17 protein-coding genes are annotated in these 19,305 nt (G+C 69.6%); 11 read left to right on the plus strand and 6 right to left on the minus strand.

Annotated elements, in window-relative coordinates:
- Nucleotides 1–22 precede the first annotated feature (22 nt).
- A complete protein-coding gene (locus HUA78_RS05755; protein ID WP_174475812.1) occupies nt 23–1,522 on the plus strand; it encodes an endo alpha-1,4 polygalactosaminidase in 1,500 nt (499 codons plus the stop codon).
- A 4-nt stretch (nt 1,523–1,526) separates the two neighbouring features.
- On the opposite strand, the gene HUA78_RS05760 is transcribed toward HUA78_RS05755, so the two are convergent.
- The 3 genes from HUA78_RS05760 to HUA78_RS05770 are packed head-to-tail and all read right to left on the minus strand — an operon-like array spanning nt 1,527 to nt 4,061.
- Nucleotides 1,527–2,492: a DMT family transporter gene (locus HUA78_RS05760; protein WP_174475813.1), complete on the minus strand. Its 966-nt coding sequence runs from the start codon at nt 2,490–2,492 to the stop codon at nt 1,527–1,529.
- Entirely contained in the window at nt 2,465–3,478 is a 1,014-nt protein-coding gene (gene queG, locus HUA78_RS05765) for a tRNA epoxyqueuosine(34) reductase QueG (RefSeq protein ID WP_174463220.1), read from the minus strand. Before queG ends, HUA78_RS05760 begins: the two co-directional genes overlap by 28 nt.
- A 19-nt stretch (nt 3,479–3,497) precedes the next feature.
- On the minus strand, nt 3,498–4,061 hold the full coding sequence (locus tag HUA78_RS05770; protein WP_141646662.1) for a cob(I)yrinic acid a,c-diamide adenosyltransferase: 564 nt from the start codon (nt 4,059–4,061) through the stop codon (nt 3,498–3,500).
- A 154-nt stretch (nt 4,062–4,215) separates the two neighbouring features.
- Here HUA78_RS05770 and HUA78_RS05775 point away from each other — a divergent pair, with 154 nt between their 5' ends.
- The 5 genes from HUA78_RS05775 to HUA78_RS05795 all read left to right on the plus strand — a co-directional run bounded on the left by HUA78_RS05775 (nt 4,216) and on the right by HUA78_RS05795 (nt 8,696).
- Nucleotides 4,216–5,010 (plus strand): thymidylate synthase, encoded by a 795-nt coding sequence (locus HUA78_RS05775; protein ID WP_174475814.1) that lies wholly within the window; start codon nt 4,216–4,218, stop codon nt 5,008–5,010.
- On the plus strand, nt 5,007–5,486 hold the full coding sequence (locus HUA78_RS05780) for a dihydrofolate reductase (RefSeq protein WP_141646660.1): 480 nt from the start codon (nt 5,007–5,009) through the stop codon (nt 5,484–5,486). The genes HUA78_RS05775 and HUA78_RS05780 overlap by 4 nt, the downstream gene beginning before the upstream one ends.
- Before the next feature lie 76 nt (nt 5,487–5,562).
- Complete coding sequence (locus HUA78_RS45895) at nt 5,563–5,979, plus strand: hypothetical protein (protein WP_217442334.1); 417 nt, start codon at nt 5,563–5,565, stop codon at nt 5,977–5,979.
- A 64-nt stretch (nt 5,980–6,043) separates the two neighbouring features.
- Nucleotides 6,044–7,897 (plus strand): FTR1 family protein, encoded by a 1,854-nt coding sequence (locus HUA78_RS05790; protein ID WP_174468288.1) that lies wholly within the window; start codon nt 6,044–6,046, stop codon nt 7,895–7,897.
- Nucleotides 7,898–7,934: 37 nt separating this feature from the next.
- On the plus strand, nt 7,935–8,696 hold the full coding sequence (locus HUA78_RS05795; protein ID WP_174463217.1) for a GlsB/YeaQ/YmgE family stress response membrane protein: 762 nt from the start codon (nt 7,935–7,937) through the stop codon (nt 8,694–8,696).
- Nucleotides 8,697–8,712: 16 nt separating this feature from the next.
- On the opposite strand, the gene HUA78_RS05800 is transcribed toward HUA78_RS05795, so the two are convergent.
- Together HUA78_RS05800 and HUA78_RS05805 are read right to left on the minus strand one after the other, a co-directional pair.
- Nucleotides 8,713–10,245, minus strand: coding sequence for an MBL fold metallo-hydrolase (locus tag HUA78_RS05800; RefSeq protein ID WP_174475815.1), 1,533 nt, complete (start codon nt 10,243–10,245; stop codon nt 8,713–8,715).
- Complete coding sequence (locus HUA78_RS05805) at nt 10,242–11,537, minus strand: HD domain-containing protein (RefSeq protein ID WP_141646656.1); 1,296 nt, start codon at nt 11,535–11,537, stop codon at nt 10,242–10,244. The genes HUA78_RS05800 and HUA78_RS05805 overlap by 4 nt, the downstream gene beginning before the upstream one ends.
- 148 nt (nt 11,538–11,685) lie before the next feature.
- On the opposite strand from HUA78_RS05805, the gene HUA78_RS05810 reads away from it, so the two are divergent.
- The 3 genes from HUA78_RS05810 (at nt 11,686) to HUA78_RS05820 (ending at nt 14,698) form a co-directional block, all read left to right on the plus strand.
- A complete protein-coding gene (locus HUA78_RS05810) occupies nt 11,686–12,765 on the plus strand; it encodes an ATP-grasp domain-containing protein (protein ID WP_141646655.1) in 1,080 nt (359 codons plus the stop codon).
- Entirely contained in the window at nt 12,677–13,144 is a 468-nt protein-coding gene (locus tag HUA78_RS05815; RefSeq protein ID WP_141646654.1) for a GNAT family N-acetyltransferase, read from the plus strand. Before HUA78_RS05810 ends, HUA78_RS05815 begins: the two co-directional genes overlap by 89 nt.
- A 63-nt stretch (nt 13,145–13,207) precedes the next feature.
- Nucleotides 13,208–14,698, plus strand: coding sequence for a transglutaminase family protein (locus HUA78_RS05820; RefSeq protein WP_174475816.1), 1,491 nt, complete (start codon nt 13,208–13,210; stop codon nt 14,696–14,698).
- Between the two features lie 199 nt (nt 14,699–14,897).
- Here HUA78_RS05820 and HUA78_RS47435 read toward each other — a convergent pair whose 3' ends face one another.
- On the minus strand, nt 14,898–16,991 hold the full coding sequence (locus HUA78_RS47435) for a thioredoxin domain-containing protein (protein WP_174475817.1): 2,094 nt from the start codon (nt 16,989–16,991) through the stop codon (nt 14,898–14,900).
- 124 nt (nt 16,992–17,115) lie between these two features.
- Here HUA78_RS47435 and HUA78_RS05830 point away from each other — a divergent pair, with 124 nt between their 5' ends.
- Both HUA78_RS05830 and HUA78_RS47440 read left to right on the plus strand, forming a co-directional pair.
- Nucleotides 17,116–18,486 (plus strand): glycosyltransferase family 39 protein, encoded by a 1,371-nt coding sequence (locus tag HUA78_RS05830; protein WP_174475818.1) that lies wholly within the window; start codon nt 17,116–17,118, stop codon nt 18,484–18,486.
- A gap of 85 nt (nt 18,487–18,571) precedes the next feature.
- Entirely contained in the window at nt 18,572–19,270 is a 699-nt protein-coding gene (locus HUA78_RS47440) for a peptidoglycan-binding protein (RefSeq protein ID WP_217442055.1), read from the plus strand.
- Nucleotides 19,271–19,305 lie beyond the last annotated feature (35 nt).

A 19,305-nucleotide genomic window follows, 5' to 3' on the forward strand; every position in this document is an offset into this window, starting at 1 on the left:
CCACACCCCTAGGAGACGTTGCATGCGAGTCGTCGTGAATTGGTTGATGTGGCCCTGTCTTGTCCTGCTGACCGCCTGTGGAGGAAGCAACACGCGTGACACGCTCGATGACGAGCGCGGCGCGATTCTCCCCAATGCGCAGACCCTCACCTGCTCCACCCTCCAGCTCGCGCGCGGCTCCATCGGCTCGGGCCAGGGCGTGCAGGGCTTGCACACCCAGACACTGTCGGGCACGCAAGACCGCTGGGCGGAGTACGTCGAGTTCGCCGCCAACAGCTCCGCCACGTGCACCTACCCGCTGCCTGCGGGCGTGAGCGCCGACACCGTCGTCGCGGCCGAGGTGGGCGTGAACTTCCGGGGCCCCCTGAAGTCGGAGATGCGCTGGCTGTTCGAGGCGTGGGACTACACGACGAGCACCTGGGTCATCGTGGGTGACAACGCCTTCGCGCTGTCGTGGAAGTGGTCCGCCACGTCACTGGCCCTCCCCTCCCCCGCGCGGTTCCTCTCCGGCGGCCCCGTGAAGCTGCGCTACCGCACGGAGTCCTCGGCGGATGCGTCGCTGCTGGACCTGCTCGTGGTGCGAGTGCAGGTGGCGGCGTCGGACGCCGGGACTCCGACGGACGCGGGCACGCCCACTGATGCGGGAGTCCCCACGGACGCGGGCACCCCGACGGACGCGGGCACGTCCACCGACGCGGGCACTCCCGTTCCCTGGGAGGGCGTCAGCAGCTTCACGTACCAGCTCACGAACTATCCCCAGGGCAAGCTTGACGCCATCGCGGCCTCGAAGTTCGACCTCGCCATTGTCGAACTGGTGCGGGATGGCTCGAGCGGCTACTTCACCGCCGCCGAGATTTCCGCGCTCAAGTCCGGCGGCAAGCAGGTGCTCGCCTACTTCGAGATTGGCGCCATCGAGGAGTACCGTCCCGAGTGGAGTCAGGTGCCCGCGGACCTGAAGCTCGGCCCCGTGGATGGCTGGCCCGATGAGCAGTACGTGAAGTACTGGGACGAGCGCTGGTGGCCCATCGTCCAGGGTCGTATCGACCGCGCGCTCGCCGCGGGCTTCACCGGTTGCTACCTGGACATGGTGGTGACGTACGAGGAGATTCCCGCCAACTCCGCGGGGACCAACCGCGCCGACCTCGCGCGGAAGATGGTGGCCCTCATCGCCCGCATCAGCCAGTACGCGAAGGCGCGCAACCCGGCCTTCAAGGTGGTGCCACAGAACTCCCCGGAGCTCATCGACGACACGGCGTACCTGCCCGTCATCGACGGCCTGGGCATGGAGGACATGTACTGGTCCGACGACGTTGCCTGTGATGCGTCCTGGTGCGCGGAGAACCGCGCCAACGCCGCCCGGGTTCGCGCCGCGGGCAAGCTGGTGCTGTCCACCGACTACGCCACCCAGTCCGCCCACGTCGCGGACGCGTACACGCGCTCGCGTGCCGCGGGCTTCGTCCCCTACGTCACGGTGCGCGCACTGGACCGGGTGACGGTGAACGCGGGCTGGGACCCTCAGTAGCCACTCAGGTCGCCGGGCGCCCCGCCACGGGAGGCAGGGGCGCCGTCGGCGGAGCACGGGCCATCACCGTCTGGGTGAGCCGCACGCCCGCCAGGACGAGCAACCCACCCACCACGATTTCCCAGTGCAGGGCCTCGTCCAGCAGCGCCCAGGCCGCGAGCGCCGTCGCCGCGGGCTGGAGGTTGGAGAAGATGGCCACCTTCGACGCCGACACCTTCGACAGCGCGTAGTACCAGAGCACGTACGCCACCACCGACGTGAGCAGCCCCAGGTAGACGATGCAGCCCTTGGCCGCCAGGCTCGCGGCCATCAACGCCTCGGGCTTCGCCACGAACGGAGCGAAGGGCAGCATCAACACCGTGGCCATCGTCATGCACCACGCCGTCGCGCGCAGCGGACCGTGGACGGCGACGAAGGGCTTCCCCTCCGTCGTGTAGGCCACCCAGGCCAGCACCGCGCCGAGGATGAGCACGTCCCCCAGCAGCGAGCCGCGTGCATCCGCCAGCCCTCGTCCCAACAGCAGCACCACGACGCCCGCGAACGCGGTGGCGATGCCCAGCAGCGTCCGCGTAGAGGCCCGCTCCTGTCCTCGCACGAGGCTCAAGAGATAAACGCCCAGCGGCGTGAGCGCATAGAGGAGCGCGCCATGCGCGGCGGTGGAGCGCGACAGACCGGTGAAGAAGAACACCTGGTTCACCGGGCCCGCCAGGAGCCCCAGGATGAAGATGCGGCGCCAGGCATCGCGCGGCGGCAGCTTGGGCCCGGGCAGCACCAGGAGCAGCGCGACGAACACCAACCCGCTCAGACAGAAGCGCCACAACACCACGGTGAGCGGCGGCAGCTCCGTCATGGCCCGCTTCGCGGCCAGGTAGGTCCCCGCGCTGATGATGACCTGGATGAGCAACGCGGCGTACACCCCGCGAAGCGAAGACTCGGAGGAGTTCAGGGGTCGAGCTTGCAGAGCGCCCATTGCGCCGCGGTACGTACCAATTCGCTCGAATCGCCGCAGAGCTTTTCGAGCAGGTATCGCGAGTCCGCCTGCCTGGCCACGCCCAGCGCGTACACAGCGTTGCGGCGAAGCACATCGTACCGTGCACGTGCCAGCGCTGTACCGGGGATGAGTTGCTCGTACTGTGTCGGTGTCAGCCCCGCCAGCTCCAGCGTCCCCAGCTCCGCCACCGCGCGCGGCGCGAAGCGCGGGTGCTCGGCGAACACCGGCCGCCGGTTGAGCGGACACACCTGCTGGCAGATGTCGCACCCGAAGATGAGGTTGTCGAACTTGAGCCGGAAGGCCTCCGGCACCTGCTGCTCACGGTTCTCGATGGTCTGGTAGGACAGGCACGCCCGCGCGTCCACACGGCCGTTGCCCACCAGCGCGCCCGTGGGACAGGACATGAGACAGCGGCGACACGCGCCACACCGGTCCGCCGCGGGGCCCGTCCCATAGTCGTCGACCTCGGCATCGAGGATGAGCGTGGCCAGCAGCACCCACGAGCCATACGGCTCGGTGATGAAGCAGCCATTCTTCCCCACGTAGCCGAGCCCCGCGCGCGCCGCCCACACCTTCTCCATCAGCGGGCCGCTGTCCACGCTCCCGTACGTCCCCAGGCCGGGGAACATCACGGTGACGGCCTTGCGGAAGGCCTTCATCCTGTCGCGCAGCGTGGAGTGGTAGTCGCGTCCCCGCGCATACCGGGCGATGGGTGAGCCCACCGACTCCTCGTCATCACGCCAGTAGTTGTTGATGAAGGAGATGACCGTCCTGGCGCCCGGAAGCAGCCTGTCCACGTCCAGTCGCTCGGCGGCTCGCTCGCCCATCCAGTCCATGTCCGCCGCGAAGCCCGCCTCCAGCCACTCCATGAGGAAGGTGGGAGGAATGGGCTCCGCGCGAGCGAAGCCCACGAGGTCGAAGCCAACGGACCGGGCGAGGTCGCGAAGATGGGCGGTGGGCAGCACGACGGCGAACCTGGGAGCGCTACGACGCGGAGGGCTTCTCCGGAATCCACTTCACGTCCTGCACATTGGCGCGGTGGTTGGCCACGCGCGCCATGACGAAGAGCAGGTCGGAGAGCCTGTTGAGGAAAACCACCACGTCCTTCGGAATCGTCCCGTCGCGCAGCAGCGGGACGGCGCGGCGCTCGGCGCGACGGCACACGGTGCGCGCCAGGTGCAGCGCGGCGGCCCCCTGCGTGCCTCCGGGCAGGATGAAGTGGGTCATCTTCGGCAGCTCGCTCTCGAAGCGGTCGATGGCGTGCTCCATGTCCTCCGCCCAGTCCGCCTTGAGCGCCGGGATGTGCGCGGACGCCTTCGTGCCCGCCGGCGTCGCCATCACCGCGCCCACGGTGAAGAGCTGGTCCTGGAGCCGGTGCAGCATCGCGTCCAGCTCCTGCGGCAGCGTGAAGCCCCTCGCGAGCCCGAGCGTCGCGTTGAGTTCATCCACCTCGCCGTACGCGTCCACGCGGGCGTCATCCTTCGCGACGCGACCGCCCCCGAACAGGCCGGTCTCTCCCGCGTCACCCGTCTTGGTATAAATCTTCATGTTTCCGGCTTGTACCGGTGGTGCGCGGCACACGTCCAATGAGAAGGCGCGTCGGTGCATGCGCGGAGACATGCGACATTCTGCGGGGTAGCTGGCAGTTCGCGCGACACGGGGCTTGATCCGCGAGGCAGCGGCGCCTAGACGGCATGGCCCCATGCAGCCCTATCTGAACCTGCTCGACCACGTCCTCAAGCACGGAACGAAGAAGGGCGACCGCACCGGCACGGGCACGCTCAGTGTCTTCGGCCCACAACTGCGGTTCGACCTGACGCGCGGCTTCCCGCTGGTCACCACGAAGAAGCTGCACGTGAAGTCCATCTTCCACGAGCTGCTGTGGATGCTCGCGGGCGACACCAACGTGCGCACGCTCCAGGCCAACGGCGTCACCATCTGGGACGAGTGGGCCAACGCACACGGCGAGCTGGGGCCCGTCTATGGCCACCAGTGGCGCTCCTGGAACGCGCCGGACGGCGCGCACATCGACCAGATGAAGGCCCTGGTCGACGGGCTGAAGAAGAACCCCGACTCGCGCCGGCACCTCGTCAGCGCGTGGAACGTGGCGGACCTGCCGGACATGAAGCTGCCGCCGTGCCACGTCCTCTTCCAGTTCTACGTGGCCAACGGGCGTCTGTCCTGCCAGCTCTACCAGCGCAGCGCGGACATCTTCCTGGGGCTGCCCTTCAACATCGCCTCGTACGCGCTGCTGACGATGATGGTGGCGCAGGTGACGGGCCTGGAGGCGCACGAGTTCATCCACACGATGGGCGACGCGCACCTGTACCTCAACCACGTCGAGCAGGCCCGTGAGCAGCTCTCGCGCGAGCCTCGGCCGTTGCCCCGCCTGCGTCTCAACCCGGACGTGAAGGACCTGTTCGCCTTCAAGTACGAGGACCTCCAGCTCGAAGGCTACGAGCCGCACCCCGCCATCAAGGCCCCGGTCGCCGTATGAAGCTGTCGGCCATCGTCGCCCTGGCATCCAACCGCGTCATCGGCGCCCACAACCAGCTGCCGTGGCGACTGCCCGCGGACCTCGCGCGCTTCAAGCGACTCACCATGGGCCACACGCTCATCATGGGCCGCAAGACGTATGACTCCATTGGCCGTCCGCTGCCGGGCCGCGCCTTCATCGTCGTCACGCGCCAGCAGGACTTCGCGCCCGATGGTGTGACGGTGGCCCACTCCGTGGAGCAGGCGCTCCAACAGGCGCGGGCCCGAGGCGATGACGAGGTCTTCATCGCGGGCGGCGCGGACCTCTACGCCCAGACGATGGACCGCGTGCAGCGCCTCTACCTCACGCGCATCGCTCGCGATTACCCGGGCGACATCTTGTTCCCGGAGGTCGACCTGTCCGGCTGGCGACTCGTCGAGGAAGAGCAGCACCCGGAGTCAGAGCCTCCGTACGCGTTCCTCACCTACGAGCGCTGAGGGGCACATCCCTCCTTCCGTCGCTCGTCCGCCAGGCAGCGCACCGGGCGCCGTCGGGTGGCTCCCACGCGAGGCCGTGTCCACCTCCAACGGCATGTGGACCACCCTCACCTTCCCGCTGCCGCAGCACCTCATGAGCCGCACCCTGCGCACGGCGTCGCTGGCCGGTGCCACCGGACTCGCGCTCGCCAACACCGCCACGCTTGCTCGCCTCTCCCGGCAGCTCGACGCCCAGCGAATCCGCAGACCCCTGCGAGCCCGAGCCTTCCGCGCACTCGCCGTCGGAGCCAGCGCCCTGGGTGCCACCGCGCTCGGCGCACTCGCCGTCGGAGCCGTCGCCATCGGCGCGCTCTCCATCGGCTCCCTCGCCATCGGCTGCCTGCGGGGCGGTGACTGGCGCCTCGCTCGCCTGCGCATCCATTCCCTGGAAGTCGAGCAGTGGACAGGCCCTGGCAACTTCACTGCCGGCACCACCGCCCCTTCGCGCGCTTGAAACGCCCGTTTTGATATTGATTCGCAAAATTGAAACCCTCATCCCCCGCTGGTAGACGAGGACCATGAATCGTGTGGTCTCCGTCGCCTTGTGCCTCGTGCTCGCGGTGCCTCTTTCGGCCGTGGCGGGCGAGGCCGGCGCGGATGAGCGGACGTGGCACCGATTGGTGGGCATCCTCCAGTACCTGGAGGCGGACTATCCGGCCGCCATCGAGTCCCAGTCTGCGTTCGAACTGGCGGAGCAGAAGAGCTTCGCGGCCGAGGCGGTGGACGCGGCCCAGGGCCTGGGCGCGGCGGCGGCGGTCTTCATCCCACGTGTGAAGGCCATCCAGGCGCGCGTGGACCAGTCGCGCGACGCGGAGGGCGTGAGCCGGGACTGCGGCGCGCTGGTGGAGGACCTGGTGCTCGCCGGGGGCCTTGCTCGCAGCCCGCGTCACCCGCCGGACCTGAAGCTCGGCGAGAAGCTCTTCCAGACGAACTGCGCGGCCTGTCACGGCGCGGACGGCAGCGCCAACCTGCCCATCGCCGCCACCATGGAGCCCCAGCCCGCCAACTTCCGCGACGCGGAATTGATGGGCGGCCTCACGCCCTACAAGGCCTTCAACACCACCAGCTTCGGCGTGCCGGGCACCGCGATGCCGGCCTATCCCACGCTGAGCGAGGACGAGCGCTGGTCGCTGGCCTTCTTCGTCTTCACCCTGCGCCAGCCGCCGTGCGAGGGCGCTCCGCCGCGAGCGTCGCTGGAGCGGCTGGCGAACACCACGGATGACGAGCTGGTGAAGTCGTTCGGCGCGGAGCACCTCGCGTGCCTGCGCCGCGAGCTGCCGCAAGTGGACGAGGAGCGCTCGCTGATGATTGCTCGCGACGGCGTGCAGGAGGCGCTGCGGCAGGGCGCGGCGGGCAACGCGGCCGGGGCGAAGGCGGCCTTGTTGGATGCGTACCTCAATGGCCTGGAGCCGGTGGAGCCCAAGCTCAGCTCACGGGACTCAGCGCTGGTGCTCAAGCTGGAGCAGGGGTTCCTGAACGCGCGGCTCGCGGCGGAGAACGGCAGTCCGCGCCTCCAGGACGAGGGCCGTGAGCTGGTGTCGCTCCTGGACCAGGCGCGCCGGGGCAGCGGCACCGCGGCGGACCTGGTGTCCACGCTGTGGCTCACCGTGTTCATCCTGCTGCGCGAGGGCTTCGAGGCCACCATCATCGTCGCGGCGCTGCTGGCGGCCCTGAAGAAGATGAAGGCCACCGAGCACGTGCGCGTGGTGCATGCCGGCTGGATGTCCGCGCTGGTGGTGGGCGCTGGGGCCTACCTGCTCGGCCGACACCTGCTGGCCGGCGCGCAGCGCGAGTGGCTGGAGGGCGTGGCCGCGCTCGTGGCGGTGGGCATGCTGGTGTACGCCGCGATGTGGCTCAACGCACGCTCCAACATGAGCCAGTTCATGGGCGAGCTGCGCCAGAAGATGCAGGGCGCGCTCGGCCGCGGCAGCATGGTGGGCCTGTTCCTCATCGCCTTCACCGCCGTGCTGCGCGAGAGCTTCGAGACGGCCATCTTCCTCCAGGGCCTGGCGCTGGACTCGCCCGAGGGCGTGGCCTGGGGCTCGCTGGTGGGAGTGGTGGCGCTTGGCATCCTCGTCCTCTTCATCAACCGGCTGGGCTTCCGGCTGCCCATGAAGACGTTGTTCAACGTGTCCACGGGGGTCCTCGTCGTCACGGCGGTGATGCTGCTGGGCAAGGGCCTGCACTCGCTCCAGGAAGTGGGGGCGCTGCCGCTGGTTCCCGTGCGCTTCTTCACCCTGGACCTGCTGGGCATCTACCCGGACCTCGTGTCCCTGCTTCCCCAGGCCCTGCTGGCCGCCGCGCCGGTGGCCCTGGTGCTGCTGCGGCGCCGGGCTCGCGCCGACCGCGTCACCGAGGTGTCCGCCAGTTGACGCGACGACACCCCCGGCCTTGCGGTAGTTTGTGCGGGTGAGGTTTTCGCGCGCGCTCTCCGCCTGGCTGGTCGTCCTGCTCCTGTCGAGCACGGGCTCCGCCCGGGGTCAGCCCGTCCCCCAGGAGGACGAGCCGGCCCAGCGCCCCGCCCCGGAGCTGTCGCCTCCCCCGCTCGTCCCCGTCTCGCCAGGAGACAGCACGTCGCGGGACGACCAGGGCGACGACGACACCCAGGCCACCCCCACCCCGCCCGCCGGCACCGAGGTGACGGAAGAGGCCCGGCCCAGCCGCAAGGCCGCCGTGGAGGACCCGGTGCCCCGCGTCGCGGTGGAGTTCGTGGGAGGAACCGCGGGCGGAATCGCGGGCGGCGCCGTGGGCCTGGTGGTGGGCTATCTGCTCGGCGCGCCCACGGTGGGCTGCGACGAGTGTCAGGTCGTCTCGCTGGTGGGTGGCCTCACCGGCGTCGTCATCGGCATCCCCGCGGGCACCTGGGCGGGCGGCCGGCTCATGGACGGCAAGGGCACGCTGCTCGCCACCGTCGGAGGAAGCCTGGTGGGCTGGGGCGGCGCGCTCCTGGGCTCGCTCATCCTCGGCGCCAACGATGACGACAAGGCGCTCGCCGCGCTCCTGTTGCTGCTCCCCGTCGCCGGAGCCACCACGGGCTACGAGCTGTCCCACCAGTCGCAGCGCCCCGTGACGCCGCCCGCGCAGACGCGGCATGACTCCGGCGTGAGGCTGCTGCCCGTCGCGGGGATGACCGAGCACGGTCCACGACTGGGGCTGATGGGGCGGTTCTGAAGTCCGCCCCTCGGGCTCACGCGCCGATGCGGAAGTACTGCAGCGACTCCTCGCGCACGCGGCCTTCGGCCACCAGCTTCTCCAGCGTGGCCAACGCGCTGCGCTCCGCCACCGGATGCAGCAACGGCGGCGTGTCCGCGTAGGCCCGCTCCACCACCTGCGCCAGCGTGACACCCTCGGGCGGCACCGCCTGGAGGATGAGCGCCTCGCGCTGGGCGCGGTGATTCAGATACTCCTGGAGCTTCGCGGGCCCGTCCGGCAACGGCTGGCCATGCGCGGGATACAGCGTTCCGACGGGCCAGTCGCGCAGCCGGGCGAGCTGCGCCAGGTAGTCGCGCATGTTGCCCTCGGGCGGGTCGATGACGATGGAGCCCACGCCGGCCACCATGTCTCCCACCACCGCCGCGCGGCTGCGCTCATCCACGAGGCAGATGTGGCCCCGCGCGTGCCCGGGCGTGTGCAGCACCCGCCAGCGCTGGGGCACCTCCCCCGCCAGTTCCAGCACCTCGCCGTCCTCCAGCAACCGCTCCACGGGGAAGTCGAGCCACTCCGCCGTCTTCGCATGGCACCACAGCGGAATGCCCAGCCGCTCCTTCACCGCGCGCGCGCCGCCGACGTGGTCGCCATGGTGATGCGTCAGCACCACCGCCACCGGCTTGAGCCCGTCCGCCTTCAAGCCCGCGACCAGCGACAGCAGCTTCGCGTACTGCTTCACGTCTCCGGAGCCCGGGTCCACCAGCAGCAGCTCGCCGTTGCCCAGCACGTACGCGTTGGTGTGCGTGGCGGGCGGCAGCGTGGGCGTCTCCAACGCCACCACGCGCACGCCTTGCTGGAACTCGATGCGCTGCGCGATGTAGCCCGGGCAGTACGGCGGCGTCGCCAGCCGCGCCCTCGCGTCCGCCTCGTCCGTGAAGGTCCCGAGCACCTGGAGCGCATGCACCGCGGGAGGATGAAGCAGCGCGGAGCCGTCACCCCAGCGCGCAAGCGCCAGCGCGGGCGACACCCACGCGCCCTCCGACAGCTCTCCAGGCCACAGCTCCGTGCGGGCGTGCGGCGGCAGCTCCACCAGATAGAAGTGCGTGTCGAAGCGCACCGGTACCGCGTGCGGAGTAATCCACCGCCCCGCGACACGGAAGTCCTCGGCGCGCAGCGCCAGGCCCTCGCTCTGGAGCAGCTCGCCCCAGCCGCGCTGTCCCGCCAGCAGCGCCTTTCGCAGCGCGTCCTGCTTCTCCTGGGGAAGTGCCTCGGCGCCCTCGGCCATCAGCACGCCAGCTTCCTCGAAGAGCTCGCGCGCGGCGGCCGAGCGCAACGCGGCCTCCTCTCCACTGACGCCCCGCACGGGGACATCCGCGTCGGCCTTGTCCAGCTTGCCTCCGGGGAACGCGTAGAAGCCGCCCGCGAACGCCAGCGCCTTGCCGCGCTTCACCCAGTAGACCTCCACGCCCGGGCCCACGCGCCGGTACAGGAGCGCCACCGCGGAGGCGCGGGGCTCGGCGGGGACATGGCTCAGGTCCAGGCCGAGGCCCAGACCGGGAAGACGCTCACTCATGATTGCACCGCCTGACCGAGGAGCTGGCCCATCAGCTCGTGCGCTGCTTCCGACTGGTCCGGCCGCACGAACAGCCGCGTGAGGCGGACGGCCCCACTGTAGCGCTGGTACAGCGCCGTGTAGCGCGCCACTTCCGTCAGCCGTCCGGTGGACGCGTCGATGATGAACAGGCTCGGCCCCGGGCTCGCGGGCCCGGAGGCGTACTTGCTCAGGACATTCACGGACTCGACGACGTAGTGCTCGAAGCCCGACGAGACGAGTGCGCTGCGCAGCACGTCCAGGTCATACCCGGCATCCCGCTCCGTGTACTGCGCCAGCAGCTTGAAGCCCTGACGGGTGATGATGCGCTGAGCCCACTTGTTGCGTGAGCGGCGCAGCGTGTACCAGAGCGCGGAGTCGTCACAGAGCAGGAAGGCCTCCGGGTCCGACGGAATCTCGAACTCGCCGGGCGACTCCTCGTAGTAGCGCCGCAGCATGTAGTCGAAGCTGACCGACGTGTGGTGCAGGTACACCGAGACGAACATGTGGTACCGGCTGAGGAGGAAGTCCTCGAAGGCGAACGCCGCCGCCCGGCTCAGCGCGAGGTAGGCCCGCCCGTCCTTCACCGCCGGGTTCAGGTTGCCGATGATCCAATCCATGTCGTACCGGCCGTAGTTGACCCCCGTGTAGAAGGAGTCGCGCAGCAGGTAGTCCATGCGGTCCGCGTCCAGCTCGCCGGAGACGATGGCGCGCAGCAGCGGCGTCCAGTCCACGCCATCCCACGTGAAGCCCGGGTCCTTGGGCGGCTTTGCCCCCGTAATCAGCGCCACCGCGCCCATGGGGGTGATGCCCTGGGCGCCGAACTCGCGCTCGATGATGGGCGTCAGGGAGCTGTCGAGCAGGATTTTCGCCGTGTAGTCCTCGTGGGTGGCCTGCTCGCCTTCCGCCACCGAGTCCAGCCAGCCGGGCAGGCGCAGCAGTGAGCGCTTCGGGGCGATGCGCTCGGAGGCATGCGACAGCGGCATGTGGCCCAGGTCATGACAGAGGACGGCCAGGCGGACGGCGGTGCAGAAGCGCTCGCGCACGTCCTCGGGAAGCGACGAGCGGGCGGCCACCGCCCCGAACACCCGCGAGGCGACGTGCATGGCGCCCAGGGAGTGGATGTGCCGGGTGTGCGTGGCCCCCGGGAAGGCCAGGTCCCCGAAGCCGAGCTGTCGCACGTAGCGGAGCCGCTGATAGTGGCGGCTGTCGATGACGGCCTTCTCCGACTCGCTCACCGGGATGGTGCCGTGGATGGGGTCGCGGATGCGCATGGTGCCCTTTCCATACTCCTGGATACCCCTATCGGAGGTAGTCCACCGTACTGCAAGCCCTTCCGGGAGGTAGCCCAGGAGGTAACCAACCGTCACCAGTGGACTGGGCTCGGAACGGGGGACGTGGTAACCCTCCCGGCACCTCCGAATGCACATCATTCTGCTGCACAACCGCGACCACGAGCTCCTCCAGGATGACCCGGGACGGGAGGCCCGAGAGGACGTGGTGCGAGTCGCCGCCGCGCTCTCGGAAGCGCTCACCCAGGGAGACACCGTCGCCGAGCCGCTCGCCATCGAGGGTGACCGGCTGGACTTCGTGGACATCCTGCGGCGCCGGCAGCCGGACCTCGTCGTCAACCTCTGCGAGTCGCTCGCCGCGGACAGCCGGGGAGAGATGGCGGTCCCCTGCCTGCTGGATGCGCTGGGGCTGGCCTACACCGGCTCGTCCGCCCTGTCGCTGGGGCTCGCGCTGCACAAGCCCAAGGCGAAGGAGCTGCTCAGCGCGCGCGGCGTGTCCACGCCCGCCTTCCGCGTGGTGGAGCGGCTGGAGGACGCGCTGGCGGTGGACCTGCCCTGGCCCCTCATCGTCAAGCCCGCGCGCGAGGACGCCAGCATGGGCGTGACGGGAGACTCCGTCGTGTACGAGCGCTCCGCGCTGGTGCGCGCCTGCGAGGCGGTGTTGCGCACCTTCCACCAGCCCGCGTTGGTGGAGCAGTTCATCCCCGGCCGCGAAATCTACGTGCCGCTGTTGGGAAACCAGCCGCGCCGTGCGCTGCCGTTGACTGAAATCCACTTCGGTCGGACCTTCGAGGACCGGCCGAACATCGTGTCGTACAGCGCCAAGTGGGAGGAGGGCTCTCCCGAGTACCGGGATACGCCCGCCGGGCCGTGCCAGGTGGATGCGGCGCTGGAAGCTCGTTGTGTGCAGGTCGCGCTGGAAGCCTTTGCAGCGCTCGACTGTCAGGACTATGGACGGGTCGACCTTCGGGTGTCTCCGGAGGGTGTGCCCTACGTCATCGATATCAACCCCAACTGCGACCTTCATCCGGGTGCGGGGTTCGCCAGGGCCGCTGCCGCCGCGGGCCTGGACTACCCAGCCCTCGCCGCCCGACTGGTGGAGGTCGCTTCCGAAAGAGCCCATGGACATCCGTCCCATCGAAGGAAAGGACCGGGAGCCCCTCGCCGCGCTGATTCGAAAGATCGAAACCTTCTCGCCGCAGGAGGTTGAGGTCGCCATCGAGCTGGTCGGCATCGCGCTTACGCCGGGCAACACGGACTACGCCATCATCGTCGCGGACCGGGACGGCCAGCTGGTTGGCTACGTCTGTTACGGCCCCACGCCGATGACGGAGGATTGCTACGACCTGTACTGGATTGCGTCCTCTCCGGAGGTGCGCGGTCAGGGTGTGGGCGCGGCGCTGGTGTCCGCGATGGAGGGAGACCTGCGTCGGCGCAACGGCCGGCTCATCCGCGTGGAGACGAGCGCGACGGAGGCCTACGGCCCGACGCGCGGCTTCTACGCGTCCATGAAGTACGGCGAGGAAGCGCGCATCCGCGACTTCTACAAGGTGGGGGACGACCTCATCATCCTCACCAAGCGGCTGTAGGCCACCGCACGGGGTGTGGGGCGGTTGAAGACTTTGACCGCCTCCCCCGTTAGAAGGGGCGTGATGACTCGCACGCTCCGACCGATGTCCCTGGCCCTCGTGTCCCTGTGCGCCCTGCTGACGGGCGCCTCCGCCGCCTGGGCCCAGGCCCCCGCTCCCACCGCGCCCGCCGCGTTGTCCGACGTGGTGAAGGCTCCCCGCCCCCAGGGTGGCGAGTTCTTCGGTCTGTACCTCATGGACAAGAAGGTGGGCTGGCTCTTCACCGACCTGGTGGTGATGCCCGGTGAGCCGGCGCGGGTGAAGAGCATCAACCAGCTCGTATTCAAGGCGCTCGTTGGTACGCGCCTGTCGGAGCGCAACCACCGCGAGGAGCGCGTCTACGAGGCGAAGCCCGGCGGACGCCTGCTGTCCTTCAGCGTGGTGCAGCGAGGCGACGGCGGGGACCAGACGCTGGAGGGCACGGCCACGCCCGAGGGTGGCATGCGCGTGGTGCGCAAGCGCCTGGGCCATGCGGACGAGGTGCTGCCGGTGGCCGCGACGAAGGAGCGCGTCGAGGACGCGGACCAGGCGCGCGTGGCGCTGGCTCGCAAGGCGAAGGTGGACGGCTTCGTGCTGGATGGGATGGACCTGGAGACGTACGGGCTCACCACCACCATGGAGCCCGCCGAGCAGCGGACGGTGAACGGCGTGAAGGTGAAGCTGGGCAAGGCCAGCAGCATTTCGCAGAAGGAGAAGGTGCCGGTGGTCTCCTACGTCACCCAGCGCGGGGAGATGGTGCTGGTGGACTTTGGCCAGACGATGCAGGCGCGCAAGGAGACGGAGGCCGTCGCCAAGCGCATGGATTTGGTGGAGGTGTTTGGCCTCACCCGCGTGGTGCTGCCCAAGCCGCTGCCGGAGTCCGCGCGGGCGGTGCCTGGCAATGTGAAGCTGGTGGTGACGGGCCTGCCGGAGAAGTTCCGCGTGGGGACGTACCGGCAGAAGTTCGCCGCGCGGCCGGATGGGAGCGTGGAGGTGACGTTGCAGGCCGCTGCGCCCTCGACGGCGGCGCGCAAGCCGCGACCGGTGGCGGACCCGGATGGGGGGGAGAACCTCAAGTCCAACCTCATCGTGGAGAGCGATGCCCCGGCCATCCGCGAGCAGTCGAAGAAGATTATCGGTGACGAGAAGGACGCGTACCGCGCGGCGCAGAAGGTGAACACGTGGGTGGCCACGCATCTGGAGAAGGACTACGGGGCCAGCGCGGACCGGGCCACGGATGTGCTGCGCCAGAAGCGTGGGGACTGCACGGAGCACTCGCTGTTGTCCGTGGCGCTGCTGCGCGCGGCGGGCATCCCCGCTCGGCGCGTGGATGGGGTCATCTACATGGTGAACCAGGACGGCGTGCCCGCGCTCTACTGGCACGAGTGGGTGGAGGCGTTCGTGGGTGAGTGGACGCAGTTGGACCCGACGTTCAACCAGCCCGTCGCGGACGCCACGCACTTCGCCTTCGGCTACGAGGGGAACGCCGAAATCACCCCCCTCATCGGCACGCTGAAGGTGACCGAGGTCAAGTAGTCCTGGCTCGCGGAAGCACGCGGGCCTCACCGGCCCGCGCCCGCCGAGGCATGGCGGATTGCCTCACAAGGTGAAGCACCGGGCCACCACGCAGGAACCTCACCGGTCCGCGCCCGCCGAGACCAATCGGGCCACCTTACGAGATGAAGCGCCGGGCCCGCCCATTCAGAGCGCGGGCCTCAAGTTCCGCGCTCGCCGTTTACGTACCCTTGGGAGTCTCCGTCAGGCGCTCTGCCAGTTCCTTCGCGTCCGTGCGAGGCCGCTCGCAAGCAAAGCCCCGGCACAAGTACGCGGCGCCCTGCCCGCCCACCGGCTCGCGCCCCTCGAACAACTCCTTGAGCAGCGAGGGCGCGGGCTTGCCCGCCTCCTTCCAGCCGAAGGCGAACGTTGGCGCATAGACATGGTTCGCCGCGCTCAAGAGCGGCGCCACCGCGTCGCGTGAGCCTGCGAACGTTACCCCCGCCGCGCCGTCCAGGAGCGAGTCCGCCGCGAGCCCCAGGTAGCCGTAGCCCATCGCATTGGCCACCAGGCCCTCGCGCATCTTCCCCACGTACTTCGCCGGAAGCTCCAGGTGCCGCTCGTTCCCCGTGAGCGCGGCCAGCGCCACCTGCGCCTCCGTCAGCGTGGACGCCCCGGACGGAAACGCGTTGTCGAACAGGCCATAGGTCGCCACCACCAGGTCCTTCTGGCCGCGTGGCGCGGTGAAGTACGCCCGCTTCTCCTCATCCCAGAACAGCTCCACCGCGCGCTTCACCAGCGCCTCGGCGGCCTCCAGGTACTTCACGTCGAACGTGGCCTGATAGAGCGCGGTGAGCCCCGAGGCCAGGTCCCCATAGTCCTCGAGGAAGCCATCGATGCGCGCCTGCCCCTCCTGGTACGAGCGCGCCAGCCGCGTCCCGTCCCACATCTTCGCCAGCACGAAGTCCGCGGCGGACACCGCGAGCTTCGTCCAGTCCGGACGCTCGAAGACACGCGCGGCCAGCGCCAGCCCGCGAATCATCAACCCGTTCCAGCCCGCCAGCAGCTTGTCATCCCGGCCCGGCTTCACCCGCTTCTCGCGCGCCTCGAACAACACCCGGCGCGCCTCCGCCAGTTCGCGCTCCACATCCTCCACCGGCAGGCCCCGCTCGCGCGCCAGCAACTCCGCCGGCACCACGACTTCCAGCACCGTGGCCCCGTGCTCGAAGTTGCCCTGGGACGTGACGCGGAAGTGACGCGTCACCAGCTCCGCGCGCGCCGGAGGCAGCACCGCCTGAAGCTCCTCCGGACGCCACACGAAGAACTTCCCCTCCTCGCCCTCGCTGTCCGCGTCCTGCGCGGCGTAGAAGGCGCCGCCCGCGTCGGTCATCTCGCGGCGCACGTACTCCACCGTCTCCTCCACCACCTTGCGCCACAGCGGCCGAGGCTCCACCTGCTGCGCCTCCGCGTACAGGTGCACGAGCTGCGCGTTGTCGTAGAGCATCTTCTCGAAGTGCGGCACCAACCACCGCGCATCCACCGAGTAGCGATGGAAGCCGCCACCGAGCTGGTCATAGATGCCCCCCAGCGCCATGCGCTCCAGCGTGAGGAACACCGCGTCCCGCAGCGGCGCGCCGCCCCCACGCCTCCAGGCGCGCAGCAGCAGGGAGAAGTTCATCGGGTTGGGGAACTTGGGCGCGCCGCCGAAGCCGCCATGCACCAGGTCCACCTGCTGCACCATGCGCTTGCCCATCGCCACCACGTCCGCCGCCGTCAACACGCCGGGCGCCGCATCAAGTCCGTACGCGGCCAGCTCGCCCAACCCCTCCTCGAACTGCTCCGCCTGCCGCTTCACTTCCTCGCGCTTGTTCTCCCACGTGTCCCGCAGCGCCATCAGCAGCCGGGGGAAGCCGGGGCGCCCGTAGCGGTCCTCGGGTGGGAAGTAGGTGCCTCCGTAGAAGGGCTTCAGGTCCGGCGTGAGGAACACCGTCAGCGGCCAGCCCCCACCCTGCCCCAACAGCTGCACCACGCCCTGGTAGATCTGGTCCAGGTCCGGCCGCTCCTCCCGGTCCACCTTGATGTTGATGAAGCCCTCGTTCATCAGCCGCGCCGTCTCGGGCGACTCGAAGGACTCGTGCGCCATCACGTGACACCAATGGCACGCGGAGTAGCCCACGGAGAGCAGGATGGGCTTGTCCTCCGCCCGCGCTCGCGCGAGCGCCTCGTCCCCCCAGGCAAACCAGTCCACGGGATTGCCGGCATGCTGGCGCAGGTACGGCGACGGCTCCTGGGCCAGACGGTTGGAGGAACCTGACGACGGAGGGTGGGAGGACATGCGGACTCCAAGCAAGGGACGGCCACGGCACGGCATACGGAGCCCGGGAAAACACGGCAAGCCCCAAGGGCACAACCCTCCACTGGAGAACGGGAGCGAGGTACGCTGGGCCCAAGACGTGAGCATGGTTTCCCCCGCCCCCGCCCCGCCCACCCCCGTCGGCCTCGGCCTCAAGACGTGTCTCACCCTGCTGGGCGTCGCCCTCGCGGTGAGAGTCGTGTTGGCGCTCGGCACCGACGTCTACTTCGACACCGCCTACTACTGGCAATGGGCCCAGCGGCTCGACTGGGGCTACTACGACCATCCGCCGCTCATCGCCTGGCTCATCGCCGCGCTCGGAATCCACGGCACCGCGTTCCTCTGCGGCACCGGCACCGTGGTCGCCGTGTGGGGACTGGCCCGGGACGTGTACCAGAGCCGTGAAGCCGCCTGGCGCGCGGCGGCCCTGTGGAGCGTGGTGCCCGGAGGCATGGTGGCCGGCGTCTGGGCCACACCGGACACCGCCCTGCTGCTGCTCTGGACGCTCGCGCTGTGGGCGCTGTGGCGCGAGCGCTGGCTCTGGGCGGGGCTCGCCTCGGGCCTCGCGGTGCTGGCCAAGTTCCCCGCGGTGCTGCTGGGCGTGGCCTTCCTCGTCACCGCGCTGAAGCACCGACGCCTGCCCCGAGGCGCCTGGGGCACCGGCGCGCTGGCCGCGCTGTTCCTCGTGCCGGTGTTGCTGTGGAACGCACGGCACGACTGGGTGGGCATCGCCTTCCAGCTCCGACATGGCCTGGAGGGACAGGGCGGGTGGAAGACGCTGGGCGAGTTCCTCGGAGGCCAGTTCGCCTTCGGCGGTCCCGTCATCTTCCCGCTCGCGCTGGTGTACGCGCTGCGAGGGCCTCGCGAGCAGTTCCTGCTGCGCATGGCGGCCCTGGTGCCCCTGTTGTTCTTCGGCTACGCGGCGTCGCGCGCGCGAGGCGAGGTCAACTGGACGACCATGGCCTACCTCTCCGTGTGCGTGGGCGTCGCGGGCATGCGGCGCCCCTGGCAGCTCGCGGCGGCGTTCTCCGGCCTCGCGGTGGTGCTCGCCGTGACGCTGCACCTGTTCTTCCCCATGCTGCGCTTCAAGCGCGATACGGCCCTGTGGCGCACGCACGGCTGGGAGGTGCTGCGCGCGCTGTCCGCACCCGAGAAGCTCTTCCCCGAAATGAAGCCAGGCGACGTCGTCGCCGTGTACGCCGGCAACTACCAGCTCGCGTCAATGATTGCCCACTACTCGGGCATCCCCGTGGGGACCGCGGGCCTGGTGCGCTTCAGCCAGTACGACGTGTGGCCCGAACCCCTCGTCCCTCCGGGAAAAGATGTGCTCTGGGTGGAAGAAGATGGGCCCCTCCCGCCGCCCGCGTTGACCAGTCATTACGAGTCAATGGAAGACCCAGCCGAGCTGGTTGGAACTTTCCAGGGCCGCCGTCTGCATTTCTTTCGGGTGTGGTGGGTGCGGGGCAAGAAGCCCTGACCCTCCCCGGAGGGCATGACAACTTCCAATCGCAGTCATCGATAACCAGGGAAACCGTCTTTACTCATTAAGCGGGGTCCCCCTCATGTCGACTGTGTCCAGTGCGGGTTCGCGCCGAGTCGCCACCGCCACCACCGCCGCGGCAGCCACGCCTCCCACCGTGCGTCAGGGCTCCAAGGGCGCGACGGTGACAACGCTGCAGAAGAAGCTGGCCGCCGCGGGCTTCAACCCGGGCCCCATCGACGGGGACTTCGGGCCGAAGACGCGCGCCGCGGTGCTGTCCTTCCAGAAGGCGAAGGGCCTGAAGCAGGACGGAATCGTCGGCCCGAAGACCTGGGGCGCGCTGAACGCGGGGGGCGTGAAGCCTCCGCCCAAGCCGCAGCCAGGGACGAAGGGCACCGCGGAGGCGTTCGTCCAGAAGGCGCTCGCGCAGAAGGGAGACCGGTATGTCTTCGGCGCGGAGACGAACCTGAACGACCCCAACCCGTCCAAGTTCGACTGCTCGGAGCTGGTGCAATGGGCCGCGCACCAGGCGGGCGTCTCCGTCCCCGACGGCACGATGAACCAGGTGCCGTACTTCAAGCAGAAGGGCACCACCATCTCCGTCGACGAGGCCCTGCGCACGCGCGGCGCGCTGCTGTACCGGCCCGGCCACGTGGCCATCAGCCTGGGCGACGGGCGCACTATTGAAGCGCGAGGCTCCGCGTACGGCGTGGGCATCTTCAACGCCAATGGCCGAGGCTGGACGTCCGGCGCGCTCATCCCCGGCCTCAAGTACGGGTGAGCCGGGGACGACGGGTGTAGAGTGCTGCCACCGGC

Origin of the sequence: Myxococcus sp. CA033, from assembly GCF_013336625.1 — a bacterium.
GTDB classification, from domain to species: Bacteria; Myxococcota; Myxococcia; order Myxococcales; family Myxococcaceae; genus Myxococcus; species Myxococcus llanfairpwllgwyngyllgogerychwyrndrobwllllantysiliogogogochensis.

Bases quoted from the DNA above. Each gene is read 5' to 3' on its own strand.
- HUA78_RS05775 (WP_174475814.1), top strand. From the start codon at position 4,216: ATGCAGCCCTATCTGAACCTGCTCGACCACGTCCTCAAGCACGGAACG.
- HUA78_RS47440 (WP_217442055.1), top strand. From the start codon at position 18,572: ATGTCGACTGTGTCCAGTGCGGGTTCGCGCCGAGTCGCCACCGCCACC.
- HUA78_RS05780 (WP_141646660.1), top strand. From the start codon at position 5,007: ATGAAGCTGTCGGCCATCGTCGCCCTGGCATCCAACCGCGTCATCGGC.
- HUA78_RS05820 (WP_174475816.1), top strand. From the start codon at position 13,208: ATGACTCGCACGCTCCGACCGATGTCCCTGGCCCTCGTGTCCCTGTGC.
- HUA78_RS05800 (WP_174475815.1), bottom strand. From the start codon at position 10,245: ATGAGTGAGCGTCTTCCCGGTCTGGGCCTCGGCCTGGACCTGAGCCAT.
- HUA78_RS47435 (WP_174475817.1), bottom strand. From the start codon at position 16,991: ATGTCCTCCCACCCTCCGTCGTCAGGTTCCTCCAACCGTCTGGCCCAG.
- HUA78_RS05805 (WP_141646656.1), bottom strand. From the start codon at position 11,537: ATGCGCATCCGCGACCCCATCCACGGCACCATCCCGGTGAGCGAGTCG.
- HUA78_RS05810 (WP_141646655.1), top strand. From the start codon at position 11,686: ATGCACATCATTCTGCTGCACAACCGCGACCACGAGCTCCTCCAGGAT.
- HUA78_RS05755 (WP_174475812.1), top strand. From the start codon at position 23: ATGCGAGTCGTCGTGAATTGGTTGATGTGGCCCTGTCTTGTCCTGCTG.
- HUA78_RS05790 (WP_174468288.1), top strand. From the start codon at position 6,044: ATGAATCGTGTGGTCTCCGTCGCCTTGTGCCTCGTGCTCGCGGTGCCT.
- HUA78_RS05815 (WP_141646654.1), top strand. From the start codon at position 12,677: ATGGACATCCGTCCCATCGAAGGAAAGGACCGGGAGCCCCTCGCCGCG.
- HUA78_RS05770 (WP_141646662.1), bottom strand. From the start codon at position 4,061: ATGAAGATTTATACCAAGACGGGTGACGCGGGAGAGACCGGCCTGTTC.
- HUA78_RS05760 (WP_174475813.1), bottom strand. From the start codon at position 2,492: ATGGGCGCTCTGCAAGCTCGACCCCTGAACTCCTCCGAGTCTTCGCTT.
- HUA78_RS05830 (WP_174475818.1), top strand. From the start codon at position 17,116: ATGGTTTCCCCCGCCCCCGCCCCGCCCACCCCCGTCGGCCTCGGCCTC.